This is a genomic window from Paenibacillus nitricinens, assembly GCF_052056485.1.
GTDB lineage: Bacteria > Bacillota > Bacilli > Paenibacillales > Paenibacillaceae > Paenibacillus_AQ > Paenibacillus_AQ nitricinens.
In genome coordinates, this window is the sequence record NZ_CP183948.1 from 4,035,782 (window position 1) to 4,060,097 (window position 24,316).

The window sequence follows — 24,316 nt, forward strand, 5'->3', positions numbered from 1 at the left end:
GATACTCTGTTACGATATAAAAAATATCACACTTTACCCTAACTCGGCGAAATTACCCGAATTAACAAAATACTCTGTAATACGCTTAGCTCATAACCCATTCATCTTCACGAAGCCGTATCTTCTCCAGACGAGTTGCCGCACCAGTTGATTCATCTAATTCTGCAAATAAACCGTGAAGCTGCCACTTGCCTTCATCGACAACAAATCGCGCTGGAAGCTGAGTTGTGAACTTATAAAGTACTGCATCTCTTTCCATACCCAGAATCCCTTCGCTTGAACCAACCATACCCGCATCGGTCAAATACGCAGTTCCTCCTGGCAAAATCACATCATCATTTGTCTGAACATGAGTATGTGTCCCCACAACAATCGATGCGCGACCATCCATAAAATATCCCATGGCGATTTTCTCAGAGGTTACCTCCGCATGGAAATCGACTAAAATACATTTATGATCTCTACGAAGCTCCTCCACAATTTCTTCTCCAACGCGGAAAGGACAATCGATAGCAGGTAAGAATGTCCGGCCTTGCAAATTTACAATGGCCAGTTCTTTACCGTTACCTTTAACGACCGTATAACCTCTTCCCGGTGTTCCTGGTGGAAAATTCGCAGGGCGAATAATCCGGGCTTCATCATCGATGAACTCAAAAATATCTTTATTGTCCCAGGTGTGGTTCCCCATCGTTATTCCGTGAACGCCCCAGTTAAAAAATTCATTCGCAATCGCCTTAGTGATCCCTCTTCCAGCAGCTGAATTTTCACCATTAACAATAATGATATGTGGCTGATATTTACTTTTTAGTGAGGGCAACATCTCACGAAGAGCCTTTCTGCCAACATTTCCAACGATATCTCCAATAAATAGTACTTTAATGATTCTCTCCTCCTAATCTTAACCGCTATAGCTTATGGATAAGGCCTCATATTCAAAAGAAAAAGGCCCCGCTTAGGGGCCAATTCTCAACAAATATAAGAAAGTATAAGTTACATCTTATCCCTTAACCTTATATTCCACCTATTTAGCGTATTCAACAGCCCGTGTCTCACGAATAACGGTAACTTTGATATGTCCTGGATAATCCAGTTCACTTTCAATCATCTTCGTAATATCGCGAGCAAGACGGAATGCCTCTGCATCGTCAATCTTCTCTGGCTGTACCATCACGCGTACCTCACGGCCCGCCTGAATAGCAAATGATTTCTCAACACCTTCGAATGACTCTGAGATTTCTTCCAGTTTTTCTAGACGTTTAATATACGTTTCCAGTGTTTCACGGCGAGCGCCAGGTCTTGCTGCTGACAATGCATCAGCTGCACCAACCAACATAGCAATAACCGAAGTAGCTTCGCAATCTCCATGATGAGACGCGATACTGTTGATAACAACCGGATGTTCCTTATATTTCTTCGCTAGTTCAACGCCGATCTCAACATGCGATCCTTCTACTTCATGATCCAGCGCTTTGCCGATATCATGGAGTAATCCTGCACGTTTTGCAAGCACGATGTCTTCCCCAAGCTCACCGGCCATCAGTCCAGTTAAATAAGCAACCTCCATGGAGTGCTTCAATACATTTTGACCATAGCTTGTACGGAATTTCAGACGACCCAGAATCTTGATCAAATCTGGATGTAATCCGTGAACACCCACTTCGAAAGTAGCTTGTTCACCATACTCGCGAATTCGTTCGTCCACTTCTTTGCGGGATTTCTCCACCATCTCTTCAATTCGAGCGGGATGGATACGTCCATCTGCCACAAGCTTCTCAAGTGCCGTACGGGCCACTTCACGGCGGATTGGATCAAATCCCGACAAAATAACTGCTTCCGGCGTATCATCAATAATGAGGTCGATACCTGTGAGAGTTTCAAGTGCACGAATATTACGGCCTTCACGACCGATAATCCGACCTTTCATCTCTTCGTTCGGCAGGGTAACAACTGAAACTGTTGTCTCCGCTACGTGATCAGCTGCACAGCGTTGGATAGCGAGTGTAATGATTTCGCGGGATTTCTTATCCGCTTCCTCTTTCGCCTGCTGTTCAATCTCTTTGATCATTTGAGCCGTTTCATGGCGAACTTCTTGCTCAACATTGCTAAGAATAATACTTCTTGCATCTTCGATGCTTAAATTGGAAATTCTCTCCAATTCAGTGACTTGGTTTTTGTAAATAACATCAATTTGCTGTTGGGTTTCATCAATTCGTTTCTCTTTGTTAGCTACTTGTTCTTCTTTTCTTTCAAGCGATTCCATTTTTTTATCCAGAGATTCTTCCTTTTGCAGCAAACGTCTCTCTTGCCGTTGGATTTCATTCCGACGTTCACGAGTTTCTTTCTCAGCTTCAGTACGGATTCTATGGACTTCATCCTTAGCTTCCAATACTGTTTCTTTCTTCAGCGCCTCTGCGTCTTTCTTCGCGTTCTCCACGATGACTACGGCTTCTCTTTCTGCGCTTTGAATTTTAGCTTCTGCAAGGGATTTACGAATAAAATAACCGAACCCAAAGAATAATGCAGCTACAACGAGAACGATAATGACCCAGATCCATGCTTGCATCTGTTCACCTCCTCGTTGGTTCCTCTCCAAGGTATATCCCTGGGAATTGTGCAGTTGTTAAACTATCCGTTCATCACCATACAAAAAACCGGTAAATAACCGATTGCCATACTGCACATGCTGCACATGCACACTGCCCGCCTTATCCGGCGATTACATTTCATATGAGTTGTACGCGAACCGTTTTAAAAAGTCCCCTTTTTGGGAAGGAAAAAGGATTCTTACTTTATGCCGATTCATGTTATATTTTATTATTTATAAAAAGACATTGTCAAGAGAGTCGATATGCGCATTAATGTCAAGAGAATCAGTGAGTCTAGTAAAATTCCTCATCTTCACCCTCATAATTGTCTTCTTCAAGTAAAGTATTAATCACTTGTCGCACCATATCACCCGAGAATCCACGCCGCATTAAGAAGGCTCCAGTCTTTCTGCGCTTATCTGTGGCTTCACCACGAATAAGATTCCATTTCTTACGGCCAATCTGAAGTGCACTCTCTAGTTCTTGTTCAGGACTGACATTCTCTAGTGCTTCCGAAATCAAGGTTTTGTCGATTCCTTTCTCACGTAGCTCTTGGCGAATCCACATTTTCCCCTTTCGCTGGTTCGTAATGCGTTGCTCCGCCCATTGCTTTGCATACAAGGGGTCATCAAGAAATCTTTCTTGCTGCAGCCGTTGCACCACTTCCGCAATAATAGTCTCCCCTATTTCCTTCTGCCGTAAACGGCGAGTCATTTCCATAGCGGTTCGTGGCTTCCGTTCTAGATAACGAAGTCCTTCTACATAAGCTCGCTGTCGCTCATCAGCAACAACAATTTCCTCCAAATCGGCTTTCATAAAAGAATTTCCAGTAATCATCCGATATTTAATCATGACGTCTTCGTGTACAGTCATGTTATAGACTCCGAAATGTATGATATAGCGGTGGTCCGATTTCTTCTGACGTTCTACCTTAGTAATTTCTAAAAGTTCTCCATCAGGAAAATCAGATAGGACCTGTACGTCCTGCTCATCCGATTCAAAATCCATATCCAGCTGTATTACCATAGTTACTTGTCACCTCATAGCAATAAAATATCCCCACAAAGTGTCGCTTAAATTCGATGCGTACTCAGGTACTTTGGGAGACCCCAAATATATTTTTTTTATACTGTTAAGAAAAGACACCCTGCAACAATGAATCACAGGGCGTCCTATTCCTTAATAAATTCTATTGTTCGATTTCGAGAAGTAGCTTCTCTTCTTCCTCTTGCTCTGCAATGATTTCCGCTTCATTTGGTGCAGCAACAATAGTGGACAGATTACTTGCTTCACGGATCTTATTCTCAATGATGAGTGCAATATCTTGATGTTCTTTCAAGAACTGTTTGGCATTCTCACGTCCTTGGCCGAGACGCTCACCCTCATAGGAATACCATGCACCACTCTTATTCACGATGTCCATTTCAGTACCGATGTCTACAAGACTTCCTTCTCTGGAAATCCCTTCACCATACATGATATCAACATCAGCTTGTTTAAATGGAGGTGCTACCTTATTCTTCACAATCTTGATCTTGGTGCGGTTACCTACAACGTCGTTACCCATCTTAATACTTTCGACGCGACGAACATCCAACCGTACGGAAGAGTAGAATTTCAACGCCCGACCACCCGGGGTTGTCTCAGGATTACCGAACATAACACCAATTTTCTCACGAAGCTGGTTAATAAAGATAGCAATTGTATTCGATTTACTAATGGCACCAGATAGCTTCCGAAGCGCTTGAGACATCAAACGAGCCTGTAGACCGACGTGAGAGTCACCCATATCACCTTCGATTTCCGCTTTAGGAACCAATGCAGCTACGGAGTCAACGACAATAATGTCTACTGCACCACTTCGTACAAGTGCTTCAGCAATCTCAAGTGCCTGTTCACCCGTATCTGGCTGAGATAACAACAATTCATCAATGTTTACGCCCAAGTTACGTGCATACTTCGGATCGAGCGCATGCTCAGCATCGATAAATGCAGCTTGTCCTCCTTGTTTTTGCACTTCTGCAATAGCATGAAGAGCAACAGTTGTTTTACCGGAGGATTCAGGTCCATATATTTCAATGATACGTCCCTTTGGAAGTCCGCCTATACCTAACGCAATATCAAGTGCCAAAGATCCGCTAGGTACAACTTCCACTTGCATATGAGTGGATTCTCCCAGTTTCATGATCGAACCTTTACCAAATTGTTTTTCTATTTGACGAAGCGCCATATCAAGCGCTGCACGACGATCTGACAATCAGACCACTTCCTTCACTGTTTATAATAATATAATAACGTGTTTTTGAGGTCTTGCCAAGCTTTTTTTCGAACATACATTCGTTTTTTTTGTCTCAAGCGTTAATTATCCCTTTTATTGTAAGCCTCCCTCCGGACATAGAAGTTAACTGATTTCTCTACTTCACCGGACATCAACGACTTATGATCAAAACCAAAACAGCGATCAAAATCTCCGCAGATATACAAAAAACCGCAGCAAAGAAATCTCAGTGCCACGGTTCTTCCGTATGTCTCAATTATAACTGGGCTAATCTCCCATTACAAGTCTGAGCCTTCTAGCGGTGTCTCCACCTTCCGTTCCTCAAGTCTGCGCCATAGACGATACAACAGAGCTTTAACAGTACGCAGTCGTATATTTTCACGTGTACCTTTAAGATTAAGCTCATACACTTCTGTCTTACGCCCGCGTTCAGCTAAACCAATAAATACAAGTCCAACTGGCTTACGTTCAGAATAGCCTGGTCCTGCTACACCCGTTACAGATAAACCGAAATCACTATCCGCGATCATTCTCACCTGATCAGCTAACACCTCGGCAACTTCACGACTAACTGCCCCTGGAGCATCTGGCCCCTCCAAATATGCACTCGGCACATTTAGAAGTTTTTTCTTCAGGTCGTTGGAATAACAGACGATTCCTCCCGCAAACATCGAAGCACTGCCGGGAATGTTAGTTATACTCTCCATCAGCAAGCCTCCAGTGCAACTCTCTGCCGCACTTAAAGTCAGACCTGCATCCGCCATCCAATCCACAATCAATTGCTCCAGCGGCACATCAATATTTGCATATAAATGTTCTGGCAAAATCTCTTTGATCTGTTTCTCCAGAATCTCCAGCTTCTTGTAAGCTTCATGCTCGGAAGGCGCCTTTGTCGAAATACGAACGGTTACCTCTCCCTCTTTAGCGTAAGGAGCTATGGTTGGGTCTGTCTGGCTGTGAATAAGATCAATTAGCTTATCCTCAAGCAGTGATTCTCCGATACCGGCAAATTTAAGCATTTTAGAATAAAGTGGCATTTCTGTCGTCAGAGCGTGCTGCTGGAGCCACGGCACAGCTTTATCTACGAACATCGGCTTCATCTCTCGAGGCGGACCCGGAAGCACAATATAATATTTCTTTTCATGCTCAAAAGCAATGCCAACAGCAAGACCAATCTCATTTGGCAAAGGTGTGGTTCCTTCAATTATAAGTGCCTGTTTACGATTATTCTCCGTCATTACGATCTTGCGATCATCAAAGAAACGTTGTACATGATCCATTGCCAAGCGATCTATATGAAGTGTGCGGCCTAAGGAAGCAGCCAGCGCGTCCTTCGTTAGATCATCTTCTGTAGGACCGATACCACCGGTAAATATGATAACATCCGCTCTGCTTTGAGCGATCTCAATGGCTTGTTGCAGACGGCTGCTGTTATCCCCAACTACGGTTTGAAAATATACATCAATCCCAATAGCAGCTAGCTCAATAGACAAAAACTGGGCATTACTATTTACGATTTGACCGAGCAAAAGCTCTGTGCCTACTGCAATAATCTCCGCTTTCATACTTGGCTTTCGCCTCCTCGTTATAATGTAGATACACTACTTTTAGGGTTTAAAAAAGGTAATAGGTGCTTTACCTATTACCTCTCCTATATGTAGCTGCCTATAATGCTTAAGCATTATGCAGCTGTAATAGCTCCTTATTCTTCACAAAATAATCAATTCCAGAGTAGATAGTGATCAAGGCAGCAGCCCAAATGGCAATATCGTCTACAGGAATGCTGACGAATTGAAATGGGAAATTATTTAACAACAGCAGTGAGATCGCTACAATTTGTACAACCGTCTTTATCTTCCCCCATTTGCTGGCGGCAACCACTTTTCCTTCTAACAATGCTATCTGGCGAAGCCCGGTTACTGCGAACTCACGACTAATGATAACAATTGCGATCCATGAATCACATCTGCCCAATTCCACAAGTGAAATCAGAACTGCGGAAACTAACAGCTTGTCCGCTAACGGATCAAGGAGCTTACCGAGATTGGTGACCATATTATATTTCCTAGCTATGTAGCCGTCTATTCCATCTGTACTCGCAGCAAGCAAAAAGATCACAGCTGCTACCAAATGATTAACAGATAGCTGAAAAGAGCCCCAATGTATCGGTTCTGGATAAAAGCTGAAATCCACCAGCAAAAAAAACATCATAATCGGGATTAGGCAAATACGTGATAGCGTGATGCGGTTGGGTAAATTCACTGAAGTTCCTCCCCTAAATCGTTCATACAAATTGCCTGGATCAGGCTCATCTTTTTCTACTTAAGCAAGTATATTATAGCTATAAATAGGTGTCAAAAAAAATACAAAGCACCCCGCATATGGTGCTGAAGTGCACTGCGGGGTACCAATTTCTATTTCATGTTCATGAATTGCAAATCTAGTGGCAAATCGGCTTTACGCAAGATCTGGATAATTTGCTGCAAATCATCACGGTTCTTACCGGTTACACGGATCTGATCTCCTTGGATCTGGCTCTTCACCTTCAATTTCGAGTCACGAATCAGGATATTAATCTTTTTCGCGTTCTCCTGATCAATCCCTTGCTTAAGACCTAAGCGCTGACGAACACTTCCCAGGGAAGCAGGCTCTACTTTGCCGAAATCCAAGTTCTTCAGCGTGATGCCTCTCTTCACCATCTTCGATTGTAAAATATCAATAACAGCGTTTAACTTATATTCGTCCTCAGAGGCGATAATAAGTGCGTCTTTCTCCAGCTTCAGACTACTCTTGCTATTCTTAAAGTCAAAGCGGTTGTCAATTTCTTTCTCTGTTTGGTGGATCGCATTGGTTAATTCCTGCATATCCATTTTAGATACGATATCAAATGAACTTTCTGAACTCATAACTACACGTCCTTTGTACTTTTTAGTCTGCTACTATTATAAAAGAATGATACCCTTAAGTCTAATATTGGATAATATGTACCTCACCCGACACAGAAAACAGCCCCACATAGTGGAGCTTTTCCTTCGAAATGAGTTGTGTTTCAGGTAGAAATAGGTCTCCAATGGAAGATATCCCTTGGAGACGCACATTCTAAACTCTCTATCTGCTTCGAAGCGGGCTCCGAAACATATCCAGAATTCCAAGCACAATATGTGCAAGACCGAACCCGAGAATTCCATAACCCCAAGCACTTGGTGTCATATAGTATCCGATAAGACTGACAATAACCCCAAGTCCAGCTACAATCCAGCTAACAATCATGAACGCACACCCCACTTTGGCTAAGAAACTGGAAACACTCTTATGTTCCCCGCAAAGCCAAAGTCTATGCATCATTTTTCTTATTGGCCTGTTTCATTAGTCTGGTCGGTAGTATCGGTGGTACCTTCATTCTGGGTCGTTTCACTTCCAGTACCATCATCCAGATTAAGTAGCAGACGAGATGATGTCTTTTCATCTGTAATTATTTGTCCATTGACAGTAATCTCAGTAGCTGGTGAATAACCAGATTTAATATACATTCCTTCACTTCCAAGCACAAAGCTCATACGATTTCCAGCCGCTGTGTTTCCAAATGAAAGTTTTTCACCTTTAGAGTTCTCACCTTTATACACCTCAAGCCAGCTTACTCCAGTAGCAGAAATTTCAACCTTCACTTCACTTCCAGCCGGAGCTGAAACCTTGAATTTTGTTGTTTTCCCTGCTTTCCCATCCGGTGTAACTGTAATGGATTGCGGGGAAGGTGTAGGTGTTGGTACTGGCGTAGGCTCTGCAGTAGGTTCCGTTGTTGCTTCTGTTCCTGCCGAAGAAGTTGGCGCCACAACGCCTCCTCCTGAAGCCGGTGGAGATGTTTGGGCTGTCGTAGGATCCTGCTGTTCGTTCGTCAGATTTGTCTGATCAATCTGAGCAGGGTCCGGTTTGTTCAAGCTAGAAGCATAAATGTAAATCACAACAATAATCAATATTGGAAATGTCCACATTAACACTGTTGGCAGCCATTTTGCATTCCGTTCTGTTTCTGGTCTACGGCTCCGTTTTTGAATCACCGTTTCCATGGCTGTGTCTTCGGGAGGGGCTGGTACATTCCCATGCTCCTCAAGCAGTTCGTCAGGGCTCATCCCTACTGCCTCTGCGTACGTTTTGATAAACGCCCTAACATAAAAACTTCCTGGAAGCACCTTATAATCTCCAGACTCGATGGCTTCCAAATACTTTTTGCGAATTTTCGTTACTTCCTGGACATCGTCAAGACTCATCCCTTTTTGCAGACGCGCCTCTTTCAATTGCCGGCCCAGTTCCGACATACCATCACCTCCTGTTAATTTCAATGAATATCATTGGTGTTCTATAAATCATCACTGTAACTAGTCGTGAACGACTCGTACAATATTTCTTCATTTGGATTATTGCGAAGCTCGATAATAATATCAAAATCATCAAAGGTATACTCAGATTCCCGCACAAAAATATCTGGATGCTCGATCACTTTCGTGCTTGGCATACTCATAACATTTTGTAATAAATTATAATGCTTCTCATTAGAGCGGATCGTACTAACAATACCATCAATAATAAATACATTATGCGGGTTCATCTCATCTTCTGCTAATTGACTTCGCACTGTCTGACGTAAAAGTGTCGAAGAGACAAATGTCCAACGCTTCATCGCGCAGACACTGCCAGCAATGATTGATTCCGTCTTTCCTACACGGGGCATACCTCGAAGTCCTATTACCTGATTTCCATCTTTTTTAAACAGTTCCCCGAGAAAATCGACCAATAGTCCAAGCTCATCCCGGGTGAAACGAAACGTCTTCCGATCATCTGAATCCCGTTCAATATATCGCCCATGGCGCACAGCCAGCTTGTCTACGAGTCTTGGAGACCGCAGAGCTGAAACTGTAATATTATCAACTTTCTTGAGCATTTCGCCCATTAGCATTATTTTGTCATCGTCATTGGTCTCCAGCAACATTCCGCGAGTCTTTCCTTCAACGCCATTAATCGTCAGAATGTTGACTTCTAGCATCCCTAACATTGAAGCGATATCACCAAGCAGACCGGGTCTGTTCTTGTGAATCTTGTATTCCATATACCATTGTTTATATTCCACTTGTACACCTCATAGATTCCTTTTCCCGCACTTTGATATACATCAAAAAAATGCCGTTCAGACAAAGCGGTCTGAAACACGGGTCATGTTAATGATATATAAAATAAAAATGAAAGGCAAGGTCAGTCCTGTAATAATTGCAGAAAAGCTCCCACAAGGGGAGCTTTTCCGCAAGCTTAGGCGTGATTTTTCGCCAACTTGACCATGAGTTTAGCAATCGTCTGCTTTTCTTCATCGTTGCCGACGTCCCATAGCTCTTTGATTGCACGGTTTTGAGTGTTTGCTGGATCCACTTTTTCATCGAGGAATTCCCCAATTTCAAAAGCCAGCTTTGAGATTGTGTCTTCGCTCATCCCAAGTTTCTCCGCCTGTACAACTCGTTTTCCCAGGAATTTCTTCCAGGTGTCAAAGTTTTTGATTACGCTATCTTCTTGTGTCATCTTAAATCCTCCTTCATGTTTACGGTCAAACACCTGCATACAGGCTGTAAGCCGCCTTACGTGAGATTTAAAAACAACACTTATAATATGTCTTAGAAGCTAAGTTATTATGCTGGAGCTTTTCTCCAACTGAAGATCAGGTAATCCATCCACCATTTGGACTAATAATTTGGCCAGTAATATACCCGGACTCAGGCAAAGCCAAAAAATAAATTAGTGAAGATATTTCATTAGGCGTAGCCAAACGCCCTACTGGAATCTCATCCTCCAGCATACGGACTTCATCCTCCTGTAAATTGGACAACATGTTCGTATTAACCGCTCCTGGAGCTACCGCGTTAACCGTTACACCAGATGGAGCCAGCTCTTTTGCTAAAGCTTTTGTAAAGGCATTCACTCCGCCTTTGCTAGCCGAATAAGCTACTTCGCAAGAAGCTCCAGTGATTCCCCAAACGGAAGAAACGTTGATGATACGACCATAACGTTGCGATACCATGTACGGCATGAAGATTTGACTGCACATAAAGGTTCCCTTCAAGTTAATGGACATAATGTCATCCCATTCCTCTTCGGTCACGTCAGCGAGCATTCCGTAATGCGATTTACCGGCATTATTGACGAGAATATCCGGCTGCATCCCATTACTCTCAAGCTTTTCAGCCATACGTACAATCTGACTACGATCCTTCATATCGGCGTTTACTGTCATTACCTTTGCCCCAAGGGCCATGCAACGCCGCGCGACATCATTCGCAGCTTCATGTGAGTGTTTGTAATGAATAACTATATTCATCCCCACAGAAGCAAATCGTTCCGCAATGGCGCCGCCGATCCCTCCGCTTCCCCCTGTAATGAGCACTGTCATTTCCCCTAGTGGTTTGCTGCTCTCTCCCAAAACGCTCACCTAAGGACTCACCACCAATGAAACGGCAAGCTGTTCCCATTTTACATGGGCTTGCAGACGCTCGTTAACTTCCGCCAAAGTAATCGACTCATACATAGGCAGAACTTCAAACAGGTCACCACCGCGGAACTGGTAGCGTGTAAACTCATGTGCAATACTTTCAGGGGAATTAAGCATACGCAAATATCCGCCTATTTTCTTTTTCCGTGCCCGCTCGAAATCCTTCTCCGTAAAGCCAGACTTTAAGATTAGATCTACTTCTTCTTTAATTCGGTTTAACAGCAGATCAGGATCCTTCGTATCCCCACCCATTGCAGAAAAAGCATACTGCGGAGAACTATTAAATTCATGTCCAAAGCTGTCCGAGATCAATTCCTCATCATATAGCTTTTGATACAATGCTGTGCTACTGCCTACCAACAAATCGAGCATTAGCTTCGTTATCAGATCGCGTTTTAGAGAAGCCTCACCTGTTAGATCTTCTACTTTTTCCTTAAAACCAAACATGATTTTCGGCATCGAAACAGCAAGCTTGCTTTCTAGCCGTTTTGTAGCGACTTGTTCGGGTTCATCTTCAAAAATACGCTTGATTTCACCTTGCTTGCCGTAGGTTTTACCTTTTTGGTTAGCACGAATCAAGGAGAATACTTTCTCCGGGTCCACACCCCCAACCACGAACAACAACATATTGCTAGGGTGATAAAAAGCGTTATAACATGTGTACAGCGTTTCTTTCGTGATCGTACTAATCGATTCTACCGTACCTGCAATGTCAATCCGAACCGGGTGTTTCGAATACATCGCTTCAATAAGGCCAAAATACACGCGCCAGTCCGGATTATCAGCATACATATTGATTTCTTGTCCAATAATTCCCTTTTCCTTTTCTACATTTTCATCTGTAAAATAAGGTCGCTGAACAAAATCAACGAGCGTACTAAGATTGGTCTCTATATTCTCTGTTGCTGAGAAAAGATAAACGGTCTGATCAAAGCTTGTAAAAGCATTGGCCGAGGCTCCATTTGAAGCAAAGGTAGCAAAAATATCGCCTTCTGGCTCTTCAAACATCTTGTGCTCTAAAAAGTGAGCTATACCATCAGGAACAGTGGTCTCTTCTCCACCTGCGACATGAAAATGGTTGTCAACGGAACCGTATTTAGTTGCAAATGTAGCATAAGTCTTTTTGAAGGTTGGTTTCGGCAACACATATACCTGAAGTCCGTTATCCATGACCTCGTGATAAATGGTCTCTTGAAGTCTGTCGTAATGAATTTGTTCCATCGTTATTCCTCCTTTCCTGTCAAGAAATAAATCGTATCCAGCTGAAAGGTTTCGGCAGCGGCTTTTACATCTTCAGCACCGATTTGTTCCACCTGCCCCAATAGCTGATCCGCTGTCCGTTCTTTTCCTGACAACTGGCGGTTGAAGTCGTAAGAGATCATTTCAAAAGCAGAATCCGGAATCTCGGAAAGCTGATTGCGGATCATAGCTTTGGTCTGACTCAGTTCCAGATCACTGATATTGCCAGCTTTCATCTCTTCCAATTGCTTCTCTATAATGTCCACGGCTTTGCCGTAATTTTGCGTTTCGATGCCGGATTGAATCGTTCCAATGCCCTTGTGGCCGTCATAACGAGACGAAGCATAGTAGGCAAGGCTTGCCTTCTCACGTACATTCACGAAGAGTTTAGAGTGTGGATACCCTCCTAATATACCGTTGTACATAATCGCGGAAGCGTAATTATCATCCTTATAAGTAATAGAGGTACGCAGGCCCAGGTTCAACTTGCCCTGACTGACATCCAGCTTCTCTTCTACAGTCCGTACCTCATTAACCGATACTGGTATGAACTTAGAGCTATATAAGCCCACCTCGGACTGAACCCGGCCGAAATGACGCTGTACAAGCTGTTCTACTTCCTCAGTGGTTGTGTCACCCACTACATAAAGATCAAGGATGGCTTCATCCAGCCAGGAATTATACGATTCATACAAACTTTTCGGAGTGATTTGATCCAGGTCCGCTCTTTGACCCAGAGGGTGAAGACGGTATGGCTCCTTGCGGCACATTTCCTCAATACAGCGTTCAGCGGCGTAACGTATCTTGTCATTTACGATAGACTCCAGCTTCTTGCGAACGGTTTCACGCTCTGTTGCAACATACGAAGGCCGGAAGCTGCCGTCTTCAACTAATGGACGAGTCAGTACTTCACCTAAGAAAGCGAAGGATTGTTCAAGTAAGCTCTCCTGGCTTTGCACAAAAGAGTCATTAATCGTATCCATGCGGAACTGAACGATTTGATAATCGCCTCTTTTATAAATATCAAACCCGAACCCAGCGCCATACAGCTCCTCTAAACGCTCGCGGAATTGCGTAGTCTCAGGATAAGTCGCGGTACCTCTGCGAAGCACGAATGGAGCCAGTGCAGTAGAGGTTACTGTATTCTCATCAAGAGGGATCCCTGCATAAAGTGAGATCGCATAGGTCTTGAACGCCTTGGTTGGCATAACGTGAATGCGCAAGCCTCCTACGGTGCCATGCTGAAATACATTATTAGTCAAGTCCAAAACTCCTTTACGGCGTGGATAGTTGCTCTACATCATGTTTATGAATTATTAACCATTCTAAACCATTCCAAAGTAAGGAAGCAACCGGAAGCCTCTTCCCGGTTGCTCTTTGAATTCTCTATCCTACTGTTCTACATACAGAAAATATGCTGACCTATCGTCTTAACCTGAGGCCGGCTCCAAATCCATTTTGAGGTAGCCGTTTTAGGGTTGAAGTAATACAGGCATCCTCCGGATGGATCCCAACCACTGAGTGCTTGCTGTACTGCCTTACGTGCTTGCTCATTTGGCTCCAGATAGATTTGGCCATCGGCTACAGCTGTAAATGCTCTCGGTTGAAAAATAACACCAGACGGCGTATTCGGGAAACTAGGTGATTTCACACGATTTAAAATGACCGCAGCCACAGCAACCTGACCTTCAAAAGGCTCACCTCTGGCTTCTCCATACACGGCATTGGCCATGATCTTCAGATCATTCTCCGATAAACCCATCGAATTGCCTGAAGACAACCCTGGAGAATTCGATTTATCTGTCGTATTTGTTTTATTGCCAGTGTTTCCCTCTGCTGTCTTATTTCCCGTGCCCGTAGAAGGCTCAGTCGGCTTCCAGTTCTTCGTGGCGTTATACAGCTTCAGCTTCGTTTTGGCACCTACAATGCCATCAGACTTCATTCCGAACTTCCATTGAAACCAAGTGACTGCATTCTTCGTTTTCGGCCCAAACTGACTGTCTATTTTTCCGGCATAATAACCTAAATGCTTTAATCGTCCCTGCAATTCATAGACATCCTGACCCGTGGACCCAAGCTTAATGGGTGTTGTACTGAAAGCCGGCAAGGCTTCTTCGTCAGGATTATTTAACTCGTGGACAAATGACGCAGCAGCACTTTGCTTGGTCTGAACAATGCCATTCCCCTTGAAAAACGTTCCTGCAAACGGCGCGGCAGCAAGTGCAAGAGTTAAAGCAGCAAATATCCACATCTTTTGTTTCTTCATAGGGTTCGCTCTACCTTTCTTTTGTAAGTTCTGCATGGATGGCTAAAGTTATTATGACGACTGTCAGCGCATCCTATGCATTACTAAAAAGAAGAAATAGCTTTCCGTTGTAATTGAGAATGATTATCAACTATAATCGAAATAAGAAAACCATGGAGTTGATATGAATCATGAATTTAAAGGACCACATTTTACTGTGGAACCACGCATTAATTGAAATTATAGATATACGTCATACTTCTCAACCTTTTAGTGATATGACTACCCTCAAGCGCATTTTTATTGATCGTACACGGCAAGACCCAAATTAAGATTGATGATGTAGCACATGAGATCAGTAGCTTTCATATTCTTCATGGTGGAAAAGGGATGACTATTCAATTCTTACGCACCGAGGAGCTTCAGGAGTATTACTTGATTTTGTACAAAGCAAATCTTTCTCTTACATCGCGTAGCAGCTTAAAAACAATCAATGGAGCACAATAATCCCTTTAATCTCCAATATGGATTTATGCCTACTAATCCTCTGTCCTTATTTGATAAGATGGGTAGTATTTTTAATGAATGGGGTAAAACCGGACTTTTAGATCAGCTATATGTCAAAACTCTTTTTTATCATCATTTTATAAAAAGAAGCTGCCCCAAAGCCATAAATGGCTAATCAGGGTAGCTTCCTTTTTATAGTATAGTCCAAGTGCAGGTTCGCACTTTTAGGGAAAAACTCCCTAAAAATATTCGATATTTCCTAATATTGAATGAAATCAGGGAATTCCTCCCTAAAAATCAGGCTAATTCCCTGATTTCTTACCAAACCAGACGAATTATAGGGAGCTTTTCCCTAATTGTAATTCTGAGGACCAATAATGTCAGTATTTCAGGGAGAAATTCCCTAATTATTTTAATGCAGCTTCACCATTATTTGAAGGGGCGTTTACACTTCTTCAGCAGAGTAAGGGGCGGTGCCCAAGTAGTACAAACTACTTGAGCACCGCCCCTTCTCACTGTCTATTAAATGCTAGAACTGACTTGTCCAGCTTAAGAACTGATCTTGTTATGCTGATATTGCTCCAGTGACACAAGCACCTCACGCGGCTTGCTGCCCTCGTATGGCCCAATGACCCCACGAGCCTCCATGGAGTCAATCAAACGGGCTGCACGGGTGTAACCAACCCTCATCCGGCGCTGTAGCAGCGAGACCGAAGCCTGCTTCGCTTCAAGCACGATCGTTACGGCCTGCTCATATAACTCATCCTGAGGTTCCTGATCTTCTGCGATTGTGTCATCTACCTCTGGAACAATAGACTCATCATATTCTGCTTCCCCTTGACTGCTGACATATTGAACGATCGTCTCAACCTCCTGATCGCTCATAAAAGCACCCTGTACTCGAATCGGTTTAGAAGCCCCCATCGGTAAGAACAGCATGTCTCCTCGACCCAAAAGCTTCTCCGCGCCTGGCATATCCAGAATGGTTCGAGAGTCTACATTGGACGATACACCAAAAGCTATACGAGAAGGAATATTAGCCTTAATCAAACCTGTAATGACATCTACGGAAGGACGCTGGGTAGCGATAATTAGATGAATACCAGCTGCACGCGCCATCTGTGCGAGTCGACAGATAGCATCCTCTACATCGTTAGCGGCAACCATCATCAAATCCGCAAGCTCGTCCACAATAACAACAATATAAGGAAGAATAGCCGCTGGATTCTCAGCCATCAGCTTATTATAGCCTTCCATGTTCCGTGTTCCCGATTTGGAGAAGAGTTCATACCTTTTCTCCATTTCCACAACGATCTTCTTTAAAGCTAAGCTCGCCCGCTTCGGATCAGTAACCACTGGAGCCAGAAGATGCGGAATCCCATTATAGACATTCAGCTCTACCATCTTCGGGTCCACCATCAGGAATTTGACTTCATCAGGTTTAGCTTTGTATAAAATACTCGTAATAATCCCGTTAATACAAACCGATTTACCAGAACCCGTTGCACCAGCCACCAATAAATGGGGCATCTTCGCTAAATTACCGATAATTGTCTGACCCGAAATATCACGTCCAAAGGCAATCGATAATCTGGACTCTGCTTCCTGAAAGATCTGCGTTTCCATAACTTCACGCATAGTAACAACAGACACTTCGGAATTTGGCACCTCTATTCCAATTGCTGATTTACCCGGAATGGGTGCTTCCATACGTATATCTTTGGCAGCAAGAGCAAGTGCAATGTCATCCGTCAGATTAACAATACGGCTAACCTTAACACCAATATCCGGCTGAATTTCATACCGTGTAACCGCTGGACCTCTAACTACTTCAAGAACCTTTGCCCTTACACCAAAGCTCTCAAGTGTAGCTTCTAGCTTACGGGCTGTCTGCATATAATCATTCTGATCTCCCGCTTTGCCGCTGTTGTTAGGTTTAGCAAGAAGACGGAAAGATGGCAGCTTATAAGGCTTTGGTGGAGGTGGTGCTGGTGGTGCAGGAACGATCTCGCCATCCGGAGTAGCACTTAGCAATCCATTCAAGTCTATGTTCACATTCTCCTCAGGCTCATCTGAAATCTGTTGATGAATTGGATTAGCCCCAGTAACAGGAGCTTTGCTAGTAACACCACGAGCCGCTGGAGAGAATTCACTCCAATCCTCCCTATCTTCCTCATTCAACCCTTCTGAGCGGATATGCTCAAAGAAGTCGCGGATAATTGGCGTCACAGGTTCCATATCCATATCTGCATCATCAAAATCCTGATGAATATCCTCAAGTGAAGTCACACGACTATCTACAGAAAGCCCGGAAATGATCGGACCGTGCGAAGCACTTGTTACAATTGGACCTTGATCATCATTCCCAGAATCGGCTTCCGCCTCTGAACGGGTGGAGCCTGAGAACCAACCGGATATTTTTTTCAAAAGAACAGGTTGCTTGCGGTTAGGTAAATATCGATCGTCTTCTTCCTCTTCGTCATCTTCTTCATAGACAGGCTGCTTCACCTGCCGAGTCTTAGCCTGGGCAGCTGATTTAGAAGGTCTAGCCGCTACCGGGACTGCCTTCGGACGGTTTGCCGCATGGAGACGAATCCCCTCCACAAACTTAACCGTACGAACTCGTAAAAGAGTAATAATCTCTACATAAGAGAGATTTGTAATTAACATAAAGCTGATGGCAAGCATAACTATCATGAGCAGCTTAGCGCCCAGACTACCAAAGAGCCACAGCAGCGCAGCATACTCCAACCCGCCGATATATCCACCACTTATATCCTTACCCAGCATATAGACATTACTATTGTTAACACCAGGCGAAAGAGATCCCGAAAGATCATTATGTATTTGTGTCATCACGTTGCCAGGATGGAGCAAGGACAACGGGCCAAGCTTCTGCTCCATTGCAGAAATCGTACTCATAAGGCACATGGAAAGCAGAAGCAAAAGCACGCCTGTATGCCGACTGTTCCAAGAAGAAGGCCATCTTCGATGGATCATAACCATAAGCCCATAAAAAATACCAATAAGCGGCAACACAAAATAAAATCTCCCTAATAAATAACCCGCCATACTTGAAAGTGACCGCCCTACCGCCGCTTCACCGGACAGAGCAATAACGGATATCGTTATTAGTAAAATTCCATAAATTTCATATTTTAAAACGCTGCCGAGCAGCGCTTTTTTCTTTTTCTTTTTTCGTTTAGCCACGCCAGCCACCCCCGGAACAACATTATACCATATAATGGCGTGGCGTACCTATGTTCTCTTTTGTCAAAAAATGAATCTTTATGTTAACGTAATTATCGCTCCTGGAGAGAACGACGGATCCAAATATCGCTCCAAAGGACAATCCAGCAATCTTACTATGCGCGCGCGTCCTTCCTCCATCGGCTCAACCTGCATGAGCATCCCTTGAACACTTACTTCTCGCGTTGTAGCGTAATTATTAAAGGCACCCTCCCACACCTGTTCCATCGACATTATCGTGTAGAGTGTCATTGCGTAAGCCCTCCCGAAATCGCTGCTGTAGGCGCTGCAGAGAAATCTCCACCAATCATCCGGTTAAGATGCGCTAAGGCAGCTCCGATCCCGCCCACCTCATCCATGAGACCATATTTAACGGCGTCCAACCCCCCAACGGCTGTTCCAATATCACGATTGAGCTCACCTGTCTTAAACATGAGATCACGGAACTGTTCTTCAGAAATCCGAGAATGAGAAGTAACGAATTTCACTACACGCTCCTGCATTTTTTCCATGTATTCGAACGTCTGTGGCACTCCAATTACTAAACCATTCATACGAATCGGATGTATCGTCATCGTTGCACTTTCCGCAATAATTGAATACGTAGAGGATACAGCGATCGGAACGCCAATACTATGGCCCCCTCCAATGACTACTGTTACCGTTGGTTTAGAGAGCGAAGAAATCATTTCGGCAATCGCTAGACCAGCTTCTACATCTCCACCAACCGTATTTAAAATAATAAGCAGACCTTTAATATTCTTATTCTGTTCAGCTGCCACCAGCTGGGGAATGATATGTTCGTATTTTGTCGTTTTGTTCTGAGGAGGCATTACAATATGGCCTTCAATCTGACCGATGATCGTTATGCAAAAGATATCCGGTTCACCAGTAGGTACCGCTGTTTGTCCAAGCTCTTTCAGTGCACCCATTGTAGTGGGCGGCATATTTTCATTTGTACTTGGATTTCCCTCTTGTGGTATAACTTCCTCATTCTTTGCTCCATTTGATCCATTCATGTAGTTCATCTTCACAGCTCTCCCTTTTCTTATGCAGCTCTGGTCTGCAATAGCCTTACTAACTTTCATTAGTATGACATTTCAGGGCCCCGCATTATGCAAAGCTCTCCTCATGATGTGAATATAAACAATACAAAAACCCCTTTTCCCGTAGAAACCGTCCAATATTTCCGGGGAAAAGGGGCCAATGCCCAAGCTATATATTTATTTAAGGAGAATTCTCCTCACACTTCCATGATAATTGGCAAAATCATCGGTCTACGACGCGTTTGCTCATATAAGAAACGACCGAGTGAATCTTTTACGCTTGTTTTAAGCGATGCCCACTCATTTACTTTCTCACTCATCAGGCGCTGCAGTGTACTGGAAACAATTCGGTTCGCTTCGTCAAGCAGTCCTTCGGACTCACGGACATAAACGAAACCACGAGAAATGATGTCAGGTCCGGAGACAATTGCACCATTCTGTTTGCTTAGTGTAACTACGACAACCAAAATACCATCTTGAGACAGCAACTTACGGTCACGCAATACAATATTACCTACATCACCTACACCCAGACCGTCAATCAATACGTTACCAGCCGTTACTTTACCAGCTTTACGAGCGGCACCGCCTTGAATTTCCACAATCTCACCGATTTCAGTGATGAAAATGTTCTGAGACTCTACGCCTACGGATTCTGCCAAAAGCGCATGTTTGCGTTGCATACGGTATTCACCGTGAATTGGAATGAAATATTTAGGTTTCATCAGATTGAGCATAAGCTTAAGCTCTTCCTGGCTACCGTGACCGGATACGTGAACGCCAGAATTGGAACCGCTATAGATTACGTTAGCGCCAAGACGGAACAATTCATCAATGGTACGACCTACATATTTCTCGTTACCTGGTACCGGTGTTGCTGCAATAATAACAGTATCACCTGGCAAGATATCTACTTTACGATGACTGGAACGTGCCATACGGGTCAATGCAGACATTGGCTCGCCTTGGGATCCTGTGCAAAGAACAACGACACGGTTCGCTGCCATTCTGTTCATTTCTTCAGGCTCGATCAGCATACCGTCAGGTACGTTCAGATATCCAAGCTCAGAAGCAATAGATACAACGTTTACCATACTACGGCCAATTACTGTAATTTTACGACCTGTGGATTCTGCCGCATTAACCACTTGCTGAATACGGTGCACATTGGAAGCAAAAGTTGCTACAACGACACGTTGTTCAGCTTTGCGGAAAATATCTTCCAGAACAATACCGACATTCTTTTCAGATGGGGTAAAGCCTGGTTTCTCAGCATTTGTACTATCCGACAAAAGAGCAAGCACGCCCTTCTGACCAATTTCAGCCATCCGATGCAGATTTGCAAATTGACCGTTGACTGGAGTGTGGTCAAATTTGAAATCTCCCGTATGAACTACGTTACCCTCCGGTGTTTCGATGCACACACCGACGGAATCAGGAATACTGTGATTGGTTCTGAAGAAAGTAACTTTGAGTGAACTTCCCAGTTGAATTTCTGAATCTTCATTGATCAGAATCCGTTTGGTGTCACCCAGTAAGTTTGCTTCCTTCAATTTGTTTTCTACAAGGCCTAATGTAAGTCTTGTTCCGTAAACCGGAACATTCAAATTCTTCAGGACATATGGGAGACCACCGATGTGATCCTCGTGTCCGTGGGTAAGTACAATTCCTCTTACCTTGTCACGGTTCTCTGTCAAATAAGAGATATCAGGAATTACAATATCAATACCGAGCATATCTTCTTCCGGGAACTTAAGTCCCGAATCCACGACTACAATGTCAGCTCCATATTGAATGACATACATGTTTTTCCCGATTTCTCCGACTCCGCCCAATGCGAAAATCATCAATTTATCGTTGTTGTTTTTTTTGGACAAATGAATCTAACCCTCCTATGATGTTGGACGTCATACTTTTATTGGTAAATATTGAACTTCGATTATTTCAGCGGCGCTGAACACATTCTTCAAACAGCTGATAGCTTCCTAATTAACAAGGATATTCCTGATATCTGTAAAATGCGCAATGCGAAAGCTCCCGATTCCGGGCAGTAAAGTTCATATTGAAACGGACAAATGCCGTCAAAATTCACCGTCGCGCCCCTCGCGCGAAGACATTTCAATCATTTACACAGACTCATCTTGGGACCTATCCTGTCTCACAATGTAAACCATTGACGGAAGATTACCGCATATTTAATTTTAACCGCACCCAGTCACTTAAGATCATTATACATGATTTTTTTGGCAAAAGACAAGTCACCCTATCTCGTATCCAAATTCTTTCCTTAAATGTGACCCATTATTTTAGCAAAATATAATAAATATAAAAACCGGCTCTCCACAGGAGAAGCCGGTTTAAACACAAGAATATCATTGTTCAGCACTTAGTGAAATAGCGCTTCAATAAAGGCCGCTTCCGCTTCCGTAGGTGAAATAAGCGGCAATCTGACGCCTCCAACAGGCAGACCCTTCAGAGTTAAAGCATATTTGACCGCGGAAGGATTCGGTAGCGGTTGCGGGCATTCGAATAATCCCTTAAAAATTGGGAACAGTTTCCGATGAATCTCTCCCGCTCGCTGCACATTTCCGGAGCTGTATGCATAGATCATTTCTGACATCTGTGCACCAACCACATGACTAGCTACGCTGATAATTCCGTATCCACCTACGGCTAGACTAGCTAAGCCCGCTGAATCATCACCAGTATATACACGGAAGTCATCGGCACACGCAGAAGCGATAAGTGTCACTTGATCGACAGATGCACATTCTTTTGTCGCAACAATATTCGAAATTTCTGCAAGTCGAAGGGTTGTGTCTACGCTCATACTCACACCCGTGCGACCGGGAACATTATACAGCATAACTGGCAATGAAGTCTCCGAAGCAATCGTAGAAAAATGCTGATAGAGCCCTTCCTGATTAGGCTTATTGTAATAAGGAACGACCAAAAGTACGCCATCCACACCTATTTTCTCCGCTTCCTTCGTGAGGTGAATAGAGTGCTTCGTGTTATTACTGCCTGTTCCAGCAATAATTTTACAGCGACCATTCGCCTTCTCTAGTACGAAAGAAAACAGCTGCAGTTTCTCCTCATCACTTAACGTAGGGGATTCCCCAGTTGTGCCACAGACAACCAAAGCCTCTGATTTCTGTTCCTCAATTAAATAATCGACAAGCTGTGAAGTTACATCCCAGTTGATTTCTCCATCCCCGTCAAAGGGAGTTACCATGGCTGTTATTAATCTTCCGAAATCCACTTTGAATTCCTCCTTAGCGGTGCAATTCAAACATAGCGTGCAGCGAACGCAGGGACTGCACCATATCCTCTTTCTTCACCAGCACCCAAATCGTTGTATTCGAATCTGCGGATTGGAGAATCTGAATATTTTGTGAGCTAAGTGCCTCAACGATACGAGCCATAATACCAGGCACACCATTAATTCCGCCTCCGATAACGGAAACTTTTGCACAACCTGATAAACTCTTAGGACGCAGGCCCAATTGCTGAAGAACTGAGATGGCCTTTTCTGATTTGTCATCGAACACAGTATAAAGAGCTTCCGTAGGTGTTACATTAATAAAATCAACGCTTATTCCGTTGTCAGCCATACTTTTAAAAATTTGCAGTTGAACGCCCGTACCATTTCCATCTGGACACTCCACAGAAATCTGTGTGACGTTGCTGACATATGCAATCCCTGTTACGAAGCGATCTACAATGCCGCCAGACTGAATGTCGTTGAATCCTTCTGGATTCGTAACCAGCGTTCCTTCATTCTCAGAAAATGTTGAACGAACACGTACTGGAATTTGTGCCTGCATAGCAATCTCAACCGCACGCGGATGGATGACCTTTGCTCCTTGATGAGCCATATTACAAATTTCTGTATAACTAACATAAGTTAACGGTTTAGCATCTTCAACGATCCGCGGATCTGCTGTAAGAATCCCATTAACGTCTGTATAGATATCAACCATATCTGCATGAAGAGCAGCACCCAGTGCAGTCGCAGAGGTATCACTTCCTCCACGTCCTAAAGTCGTCAAATCACCCGCTTCAGTCTGTCCTTGGAACCCTGTCACTATAACCACTTTACCTTCACGCAATTCGCGGAGAACTCGTTCAGGACGTACATCTAGAATTCTTGCATTGCCATAGTTGCTATCGGTCAAGAAACCAGCCTGAGCTCCCGTTAATACCGTAGAAGCAATCCCTTCATTCTCCAGCAATCCACAAAGTGTAGTCGCAGAGATAATCTCACCACAGCACATCAAGAGATCCTTCTCACGCTCTGGAAGTGAATCTCCATTCTGTACGGCCCAATCCAGCAGCGTATCCGTTGCATAAGGTTCTCCGCGTCTGCCCATAGCCGAAACAACGATGACCAGACTATAGCCACTAGCGAGCTCCCGTTTGACATTACGAATGACGTGCTCTCTAGCTTGCGGTGTTGAAAGTGATGTTCCTCCGAATTTTTGTACCAGAATACCCATGTATAATTCCTCCATTATTGTCAAAGCAAACACACTAATCGTTCGTAAATAGAATTCATTTCGTTTCTAATGAGAAATTCCTTTACAGTACGTAAGCTTATTTCTTAAGTAATTTTCTTTTAATTTGAAAAATGGTTGTACC

At 43.7% G+C, this 24,316-nt stretch carries 21 protein-coding genes; all 21 read right to left on the minus strand.

Translation table 11 applies throughout. The features are described 5' to 3' along the window. Positions 1-85 precede the first annotated feature (85 nt). The 21 genes from ACN6KS_RS17830 to dapG all read right to left on the minus strand — a co-directional run bounded on the left by ACN6KS_RS17830 (position 86) and on the right by dapG (position 24,174). Positions 86-880, minus strand: coding sequence for a TIGR00282 family metallophosphoesterase (locus ACN6KS_RS17830; protein WP_280786616.1), 795 nt, complete (start codon positions 878-880; stop codon positions 86-88). 141 nt (positions 881-1,021) lie between these two features. Then, positions 1,022-2,563, minus strand: coding sequence for a ribonuclease Y (gene rny, locus ACN6KS_RS17835; RefSeq protein WP_042128807.1), 1,542 nt, complete (start codon positions 2,561-2,563; stop codon positions 1,022-1,024). Positions 2,564-2,879: 316 nt separating this feature from the next. Further along, on the minus strand, positions 2,880-3,611 hold the full coding sequence (locus ACN6KS_RS17840) for a regulatory protein RecX (RefSeq protein ID WP_440960186.1): 732 nt from the start codon (positions 3,609-3,611) through the stop codon (positions 2,880-2,882). Between the two features lie 163 nt (positions 3,612-3,774). Further along, on the minus strand, positions 3,775-4,842 hold the full coding sequence (recA, locus tag ACN6KS_RS17845) for a recombinase RecA (protein WP_094870272.1): 1,068 nt from the start codon (positions 4,840-4,842) through the stop codon (positions 3,775-3,777). A gap of 299 nt (positions 4,843-5,141) precedes the next feature. Further along, positions 5,142-6,428 carry a competence/damage-inducible protein A gene (locus ACN6KS_RS17850; RefSeq protein WP_042189391.1) on the minus strand — a complete coding sequence of 429 codons (1,287 nt, stop codon included), beginning with the start codon at positions 6,426-6,428 and terminating at the stop codon, positions 5,142-5,144. A 109-nt stretch (positions 6,429-6,537) separates the two neighbouring features. Further along, positions 6,538-7,125, minus strand: coding sequence for a CDP-diacylglycerol--glycerol-3-phosphate 3-phosphatidyltransferase (pgsA, locus tag ACN6KS_RS17855; protein ID WP_094870274.1), 588 nt, complete (start codon positions 7,123-7,125; stop codon positions 6,538-6,540). 152 nt (positions 7,126-7,277) lie between these two features. After that, positions 7,278-7,769 carry a YajQ family cyclic di-GMP-binding protein gene (locus tag ACN6KS_RS17860; protein ID WP_094870275.1) on the minus strand — a complete coding sequence of 164 codons (492 nt, stop codon included), beginning with the start codon at positions 7,767-7,769 and terminating at the stop codon, positions 7,278-7,280. Between the two features lie 202 nt (positions 7,770-7,971). Beyond that, positions 7,972-8,133 carry a hypothetical protein gene (locus tag ACN6KS_RS17865; RefSeq protein ID WP_179281593.1) on the minus strand — a complete coding sequence of 54 codons (162 nt, stop codon included), beginning with the start codon at positions 8,131-8,133 and terminating at the stop codon, positions 7,972-7,974. 80 nt (positions 8,134-8,213) lie between these two features. Beyond that, the gene (locus ACN6KS_RS17870) at positions 8,214-9,176 is read right to left on the minus strand and encodes a RodZ domain-containing protein (protein ID WP_440960187.1); all 963 of its coding nucleotides are present in this window, start codon (positions 9,174-9,176) and stop codon (positions 8,214-8,216) included. Positions 9,177-9,217: 41 nt separating this feature from the next. Further along, positions 9,218-9,985 (minus strand): DUF3388 domain-containing protein, encoded by a 768-nt coding sequence (locus ACN6KS_RS17875; RefSeq protein ID WP_042128818.1) that lies wholly within the window; start codon positions 9,983-9,985, stop codon positions 9,218-9,220. Between the two features lie 176 nt (positions 9,986-10,161). Beyond that, positions 10,162-10,425, minus strand: coding sequence for a DUF3243 domain-containing protein (locus tag ACN6KS_RS17880; protein WP_042189396.1), 264 nt, complete (start codon positions 10,423-10,425; stop codon positions 10,162-10,164). A 136-nt stretch (positions 10,426-10,561) separates the two neighbouring features. Continuing rightward, positions 10,562-11,290, minus strand: a complete 729-nt coding sequence (gene ymfI / locus ACN6KS_RS17885; protein ID WP_042194125.1) for an elongation factor P 5-aminopentanone reductase — start codon at positions 11,288-11,290, stop codon at positions 10,562-10,564. 39 nt (positions 11,291-11,329) lie between these two features. Continuing rightward, entirely contained in the window at positions 11,330-12,610 is a 1,281-nt protein-coding gene (yfmH, locus tag ACN6KS_RS17890) for an EF-P 5-aminopentanol modification-associated protein YfmH (protein WP_094877311.1), read from the minus strand. 2 nt (positions 12,611-12,612) lie between these two features. After that, the gene (yfmF, locus tag ACN6KS_RS17895; protein ID WP_094870278.1) at positions 12,613-13,890 is read right to left on the minus strand and encodes an EF-P 5-aminopentanol modification-associated protein YfmF; all 1,278 of its coding nucleotides are present in this window, start codon (positions 13,888-13,890) and stop codon (positions 12,613-12,615) included. 137 nt (positions 13,891-14,027) lie between these two features. Continuing rightward, the gene (gene sleB, locus ACN6KS_RS17900) at positions 14,028-14,894 is read right to left on the minus strand and encodes a spore cortex-lytic enzyme (protein WP_094870303.1); all 867 of its coding nucleotides are present in this window, start codon (positions 14,892-14,894) and stop codon (positions 14,028-14,030) included. A 1,035-nt stretch (positions 14,895-15,929) separates the two neighbouring features. Next, positions 15,930-18,590, minus strand: a complete 2,661-nt coding sequence (locus ACN6KS_RS17905; protein WP_094877309.1) for an FtsK/SpoIIIE family DNA translocase — start codon at positions 18,588-18,590, stop codon at positions 15,930-15,932. A gap of 78 nt (positions 18,591-18,668) precedes the next feature. After that, the gene (locus ACN6KS_RS17910) at positions 18,669-18,881 is read right to left on the minus strand and encodes a YlzJ-like family protein (RefSeq protein ID WP_042128829.1); all 213 of its coding nucleotides are present in this window, start codon (positions 18,879-18,881) and stop codon (positions 18,669-18,671) included. After that, positions 18,878-19,657, minus strand: a complete 780-nt coding sequence (locus tag ACN6KS_RS17915; RefSeq protein WP_179281594.1) for a ClpP family protease — start codon at positions 19,655-19,657, stop codon at positions 18,878-18,880. The genes ACN6KS_RS17910 and ACN6KS_RS17915 overlap by 4 nt, the downstream gene beginning before the upstream one ends. Before the next feature lie 215 nt (positions 19,658-19,872). Beyond that, positions 19,873-21,552 carry a ribonuclease J gene (locus ACN6KS_RS17920; protein ID WP_042189403.1) on the minus strand — a complete coding sequence of 560 codons (1,680 nt, stop codon included), beginning with the start codon at positions 21,550-21,552 and terminating at the stop codon, positions 19,873-19,875. A 509-nt stretch (positions 21,553-22,061) separates the two neighbouring features. Continuing rightward, positions 22,062-22,937 carry a 4-hydroxy-tetrahydrodipicolinate synthase gene (dapA, locus tag ACN6KS_RS17925; RefSeq protein WP_440960188.1) on the minus strand — a complete coding sequence of 292 codons (876 nt, stop codon included), beginning with the start codon at positions 22,935-22,937 and terminating at the stop codon, positions 22,062-22,064. A gap of 13 nt (positions 22,938-22,950) precedes the next feature. Further along, positions 22,951-24,174 carry an aspartate kinase gene (dapG, locus tag ACN6KS_RS17930; protein ID WP_094870282.1) on the minus strand — a complete coding sequence of 408 codons (1,224 nt, stop codon included), beginning with the start codon at positions 24,172-24,174 and terminating at the stop codon, positions 22,951-22,953. Positions 24,175-24,316: the final 142 nt, after the last annotated feature.

What these genes read in the sequence shown, in the direction of transcription:
- rny (WP_042128807.1), bottom strand. Translation starts at nt 2,563, where the DNA reads ATGCAAGCATGGATCTGGGTCATTATCGTTCTCGTTGTAGCTGCATTA.
- ACN6KS_RS17860 (WP_094870275.1), bottom strand. Translation starts at nt 7,769, where the DNA reads ATGAGTTCAGAAAGTTCATTTGATATCGTATCTAAAATGGATATGCAG.
- ACN6KS_RS17840 (WP_440960186.1), bottom strand. Translation starts at nt 3,611, where the DNA reads ATGGTAATACAGCTGGATATGGATTTTGAATCGGATGAGCAGGACGTA.
- ACN6KS_RS17915 (WP_179281594.1), bottom strand. Translation starts at nt 19,657, where the DNA reads ATGAACTACATGAATGGATCAAATGGAGCAAAGAATGAGGAAGTTATA.
- ACN6KS_RS17850 (WP_042189391.1), bottom strand. Translation starts at nt 6,428, where the DNA reads ATGAAAGCGGAGATTATTGCAGTAGGCACAGAGCTTTTGCTCGGTCAA.
- yfmH (WP_094877311.1), bottom strand. Translation starts at nt 12,610, where the DNA reads ATGGAACAAATTCATTACGACAGACTTCAAGAGACCATTTATCACGAG.
- ACN6KS_RS17870 (WP_440960187.1), bottom strand. Translation starts at nt 9,176, where the DNA reads ATGTCGGAACTGGGCCGGCAATTGAAAGAGGCGCGTCTGCAAAAAGGG.
- ACN6KS_RS17880 (WP_042189396.1), bottom strand. Translation starts at nt 10,425, where the DNA reads ATGACACAAGAAGATAGCGTAATCAAAAACTTTGACACCTGGAAGAAA.
- dapG (WP_094870282.1), bottom strand. Translation starts at nt 24,174, where the DNA reads ATGGGTATTCTGGTACAAAAATTCGGAGGAACATCACTTTCAACACCG.
- sleB (WP_094870303.1), bottom strand. Translation starts at nt 14,894, where the DNA reads ATGAAGAAACAAAAGATGTGGATATTTGCTGCTTTAACTCTTGCACTT.
- ACN6KS_RS17865 (WP_179281593.1), bottom strand. Translation starts at nt 8,133, where the DNA reads ATGATTGTTAGCTGGATTGTAGCTGGACTTGGGGTTATTGTCAGTCTT.
- ymfI (WP_042194125.1), bottom strand. Translation starts at nt 11,290, where the DNA reads ATGACAGTGCTCATTACAGGGGGAAGCGGAGGGATCGGCGGCGCCATT.
- ACN6KS_RS17910 (WP_042128829.1), bottom strand. Translation starts at nt 18,881, where the DNA reads ATGACACTCTACACGATAATGTCGATGGAACAGGTGTGGGAGGGTGCC.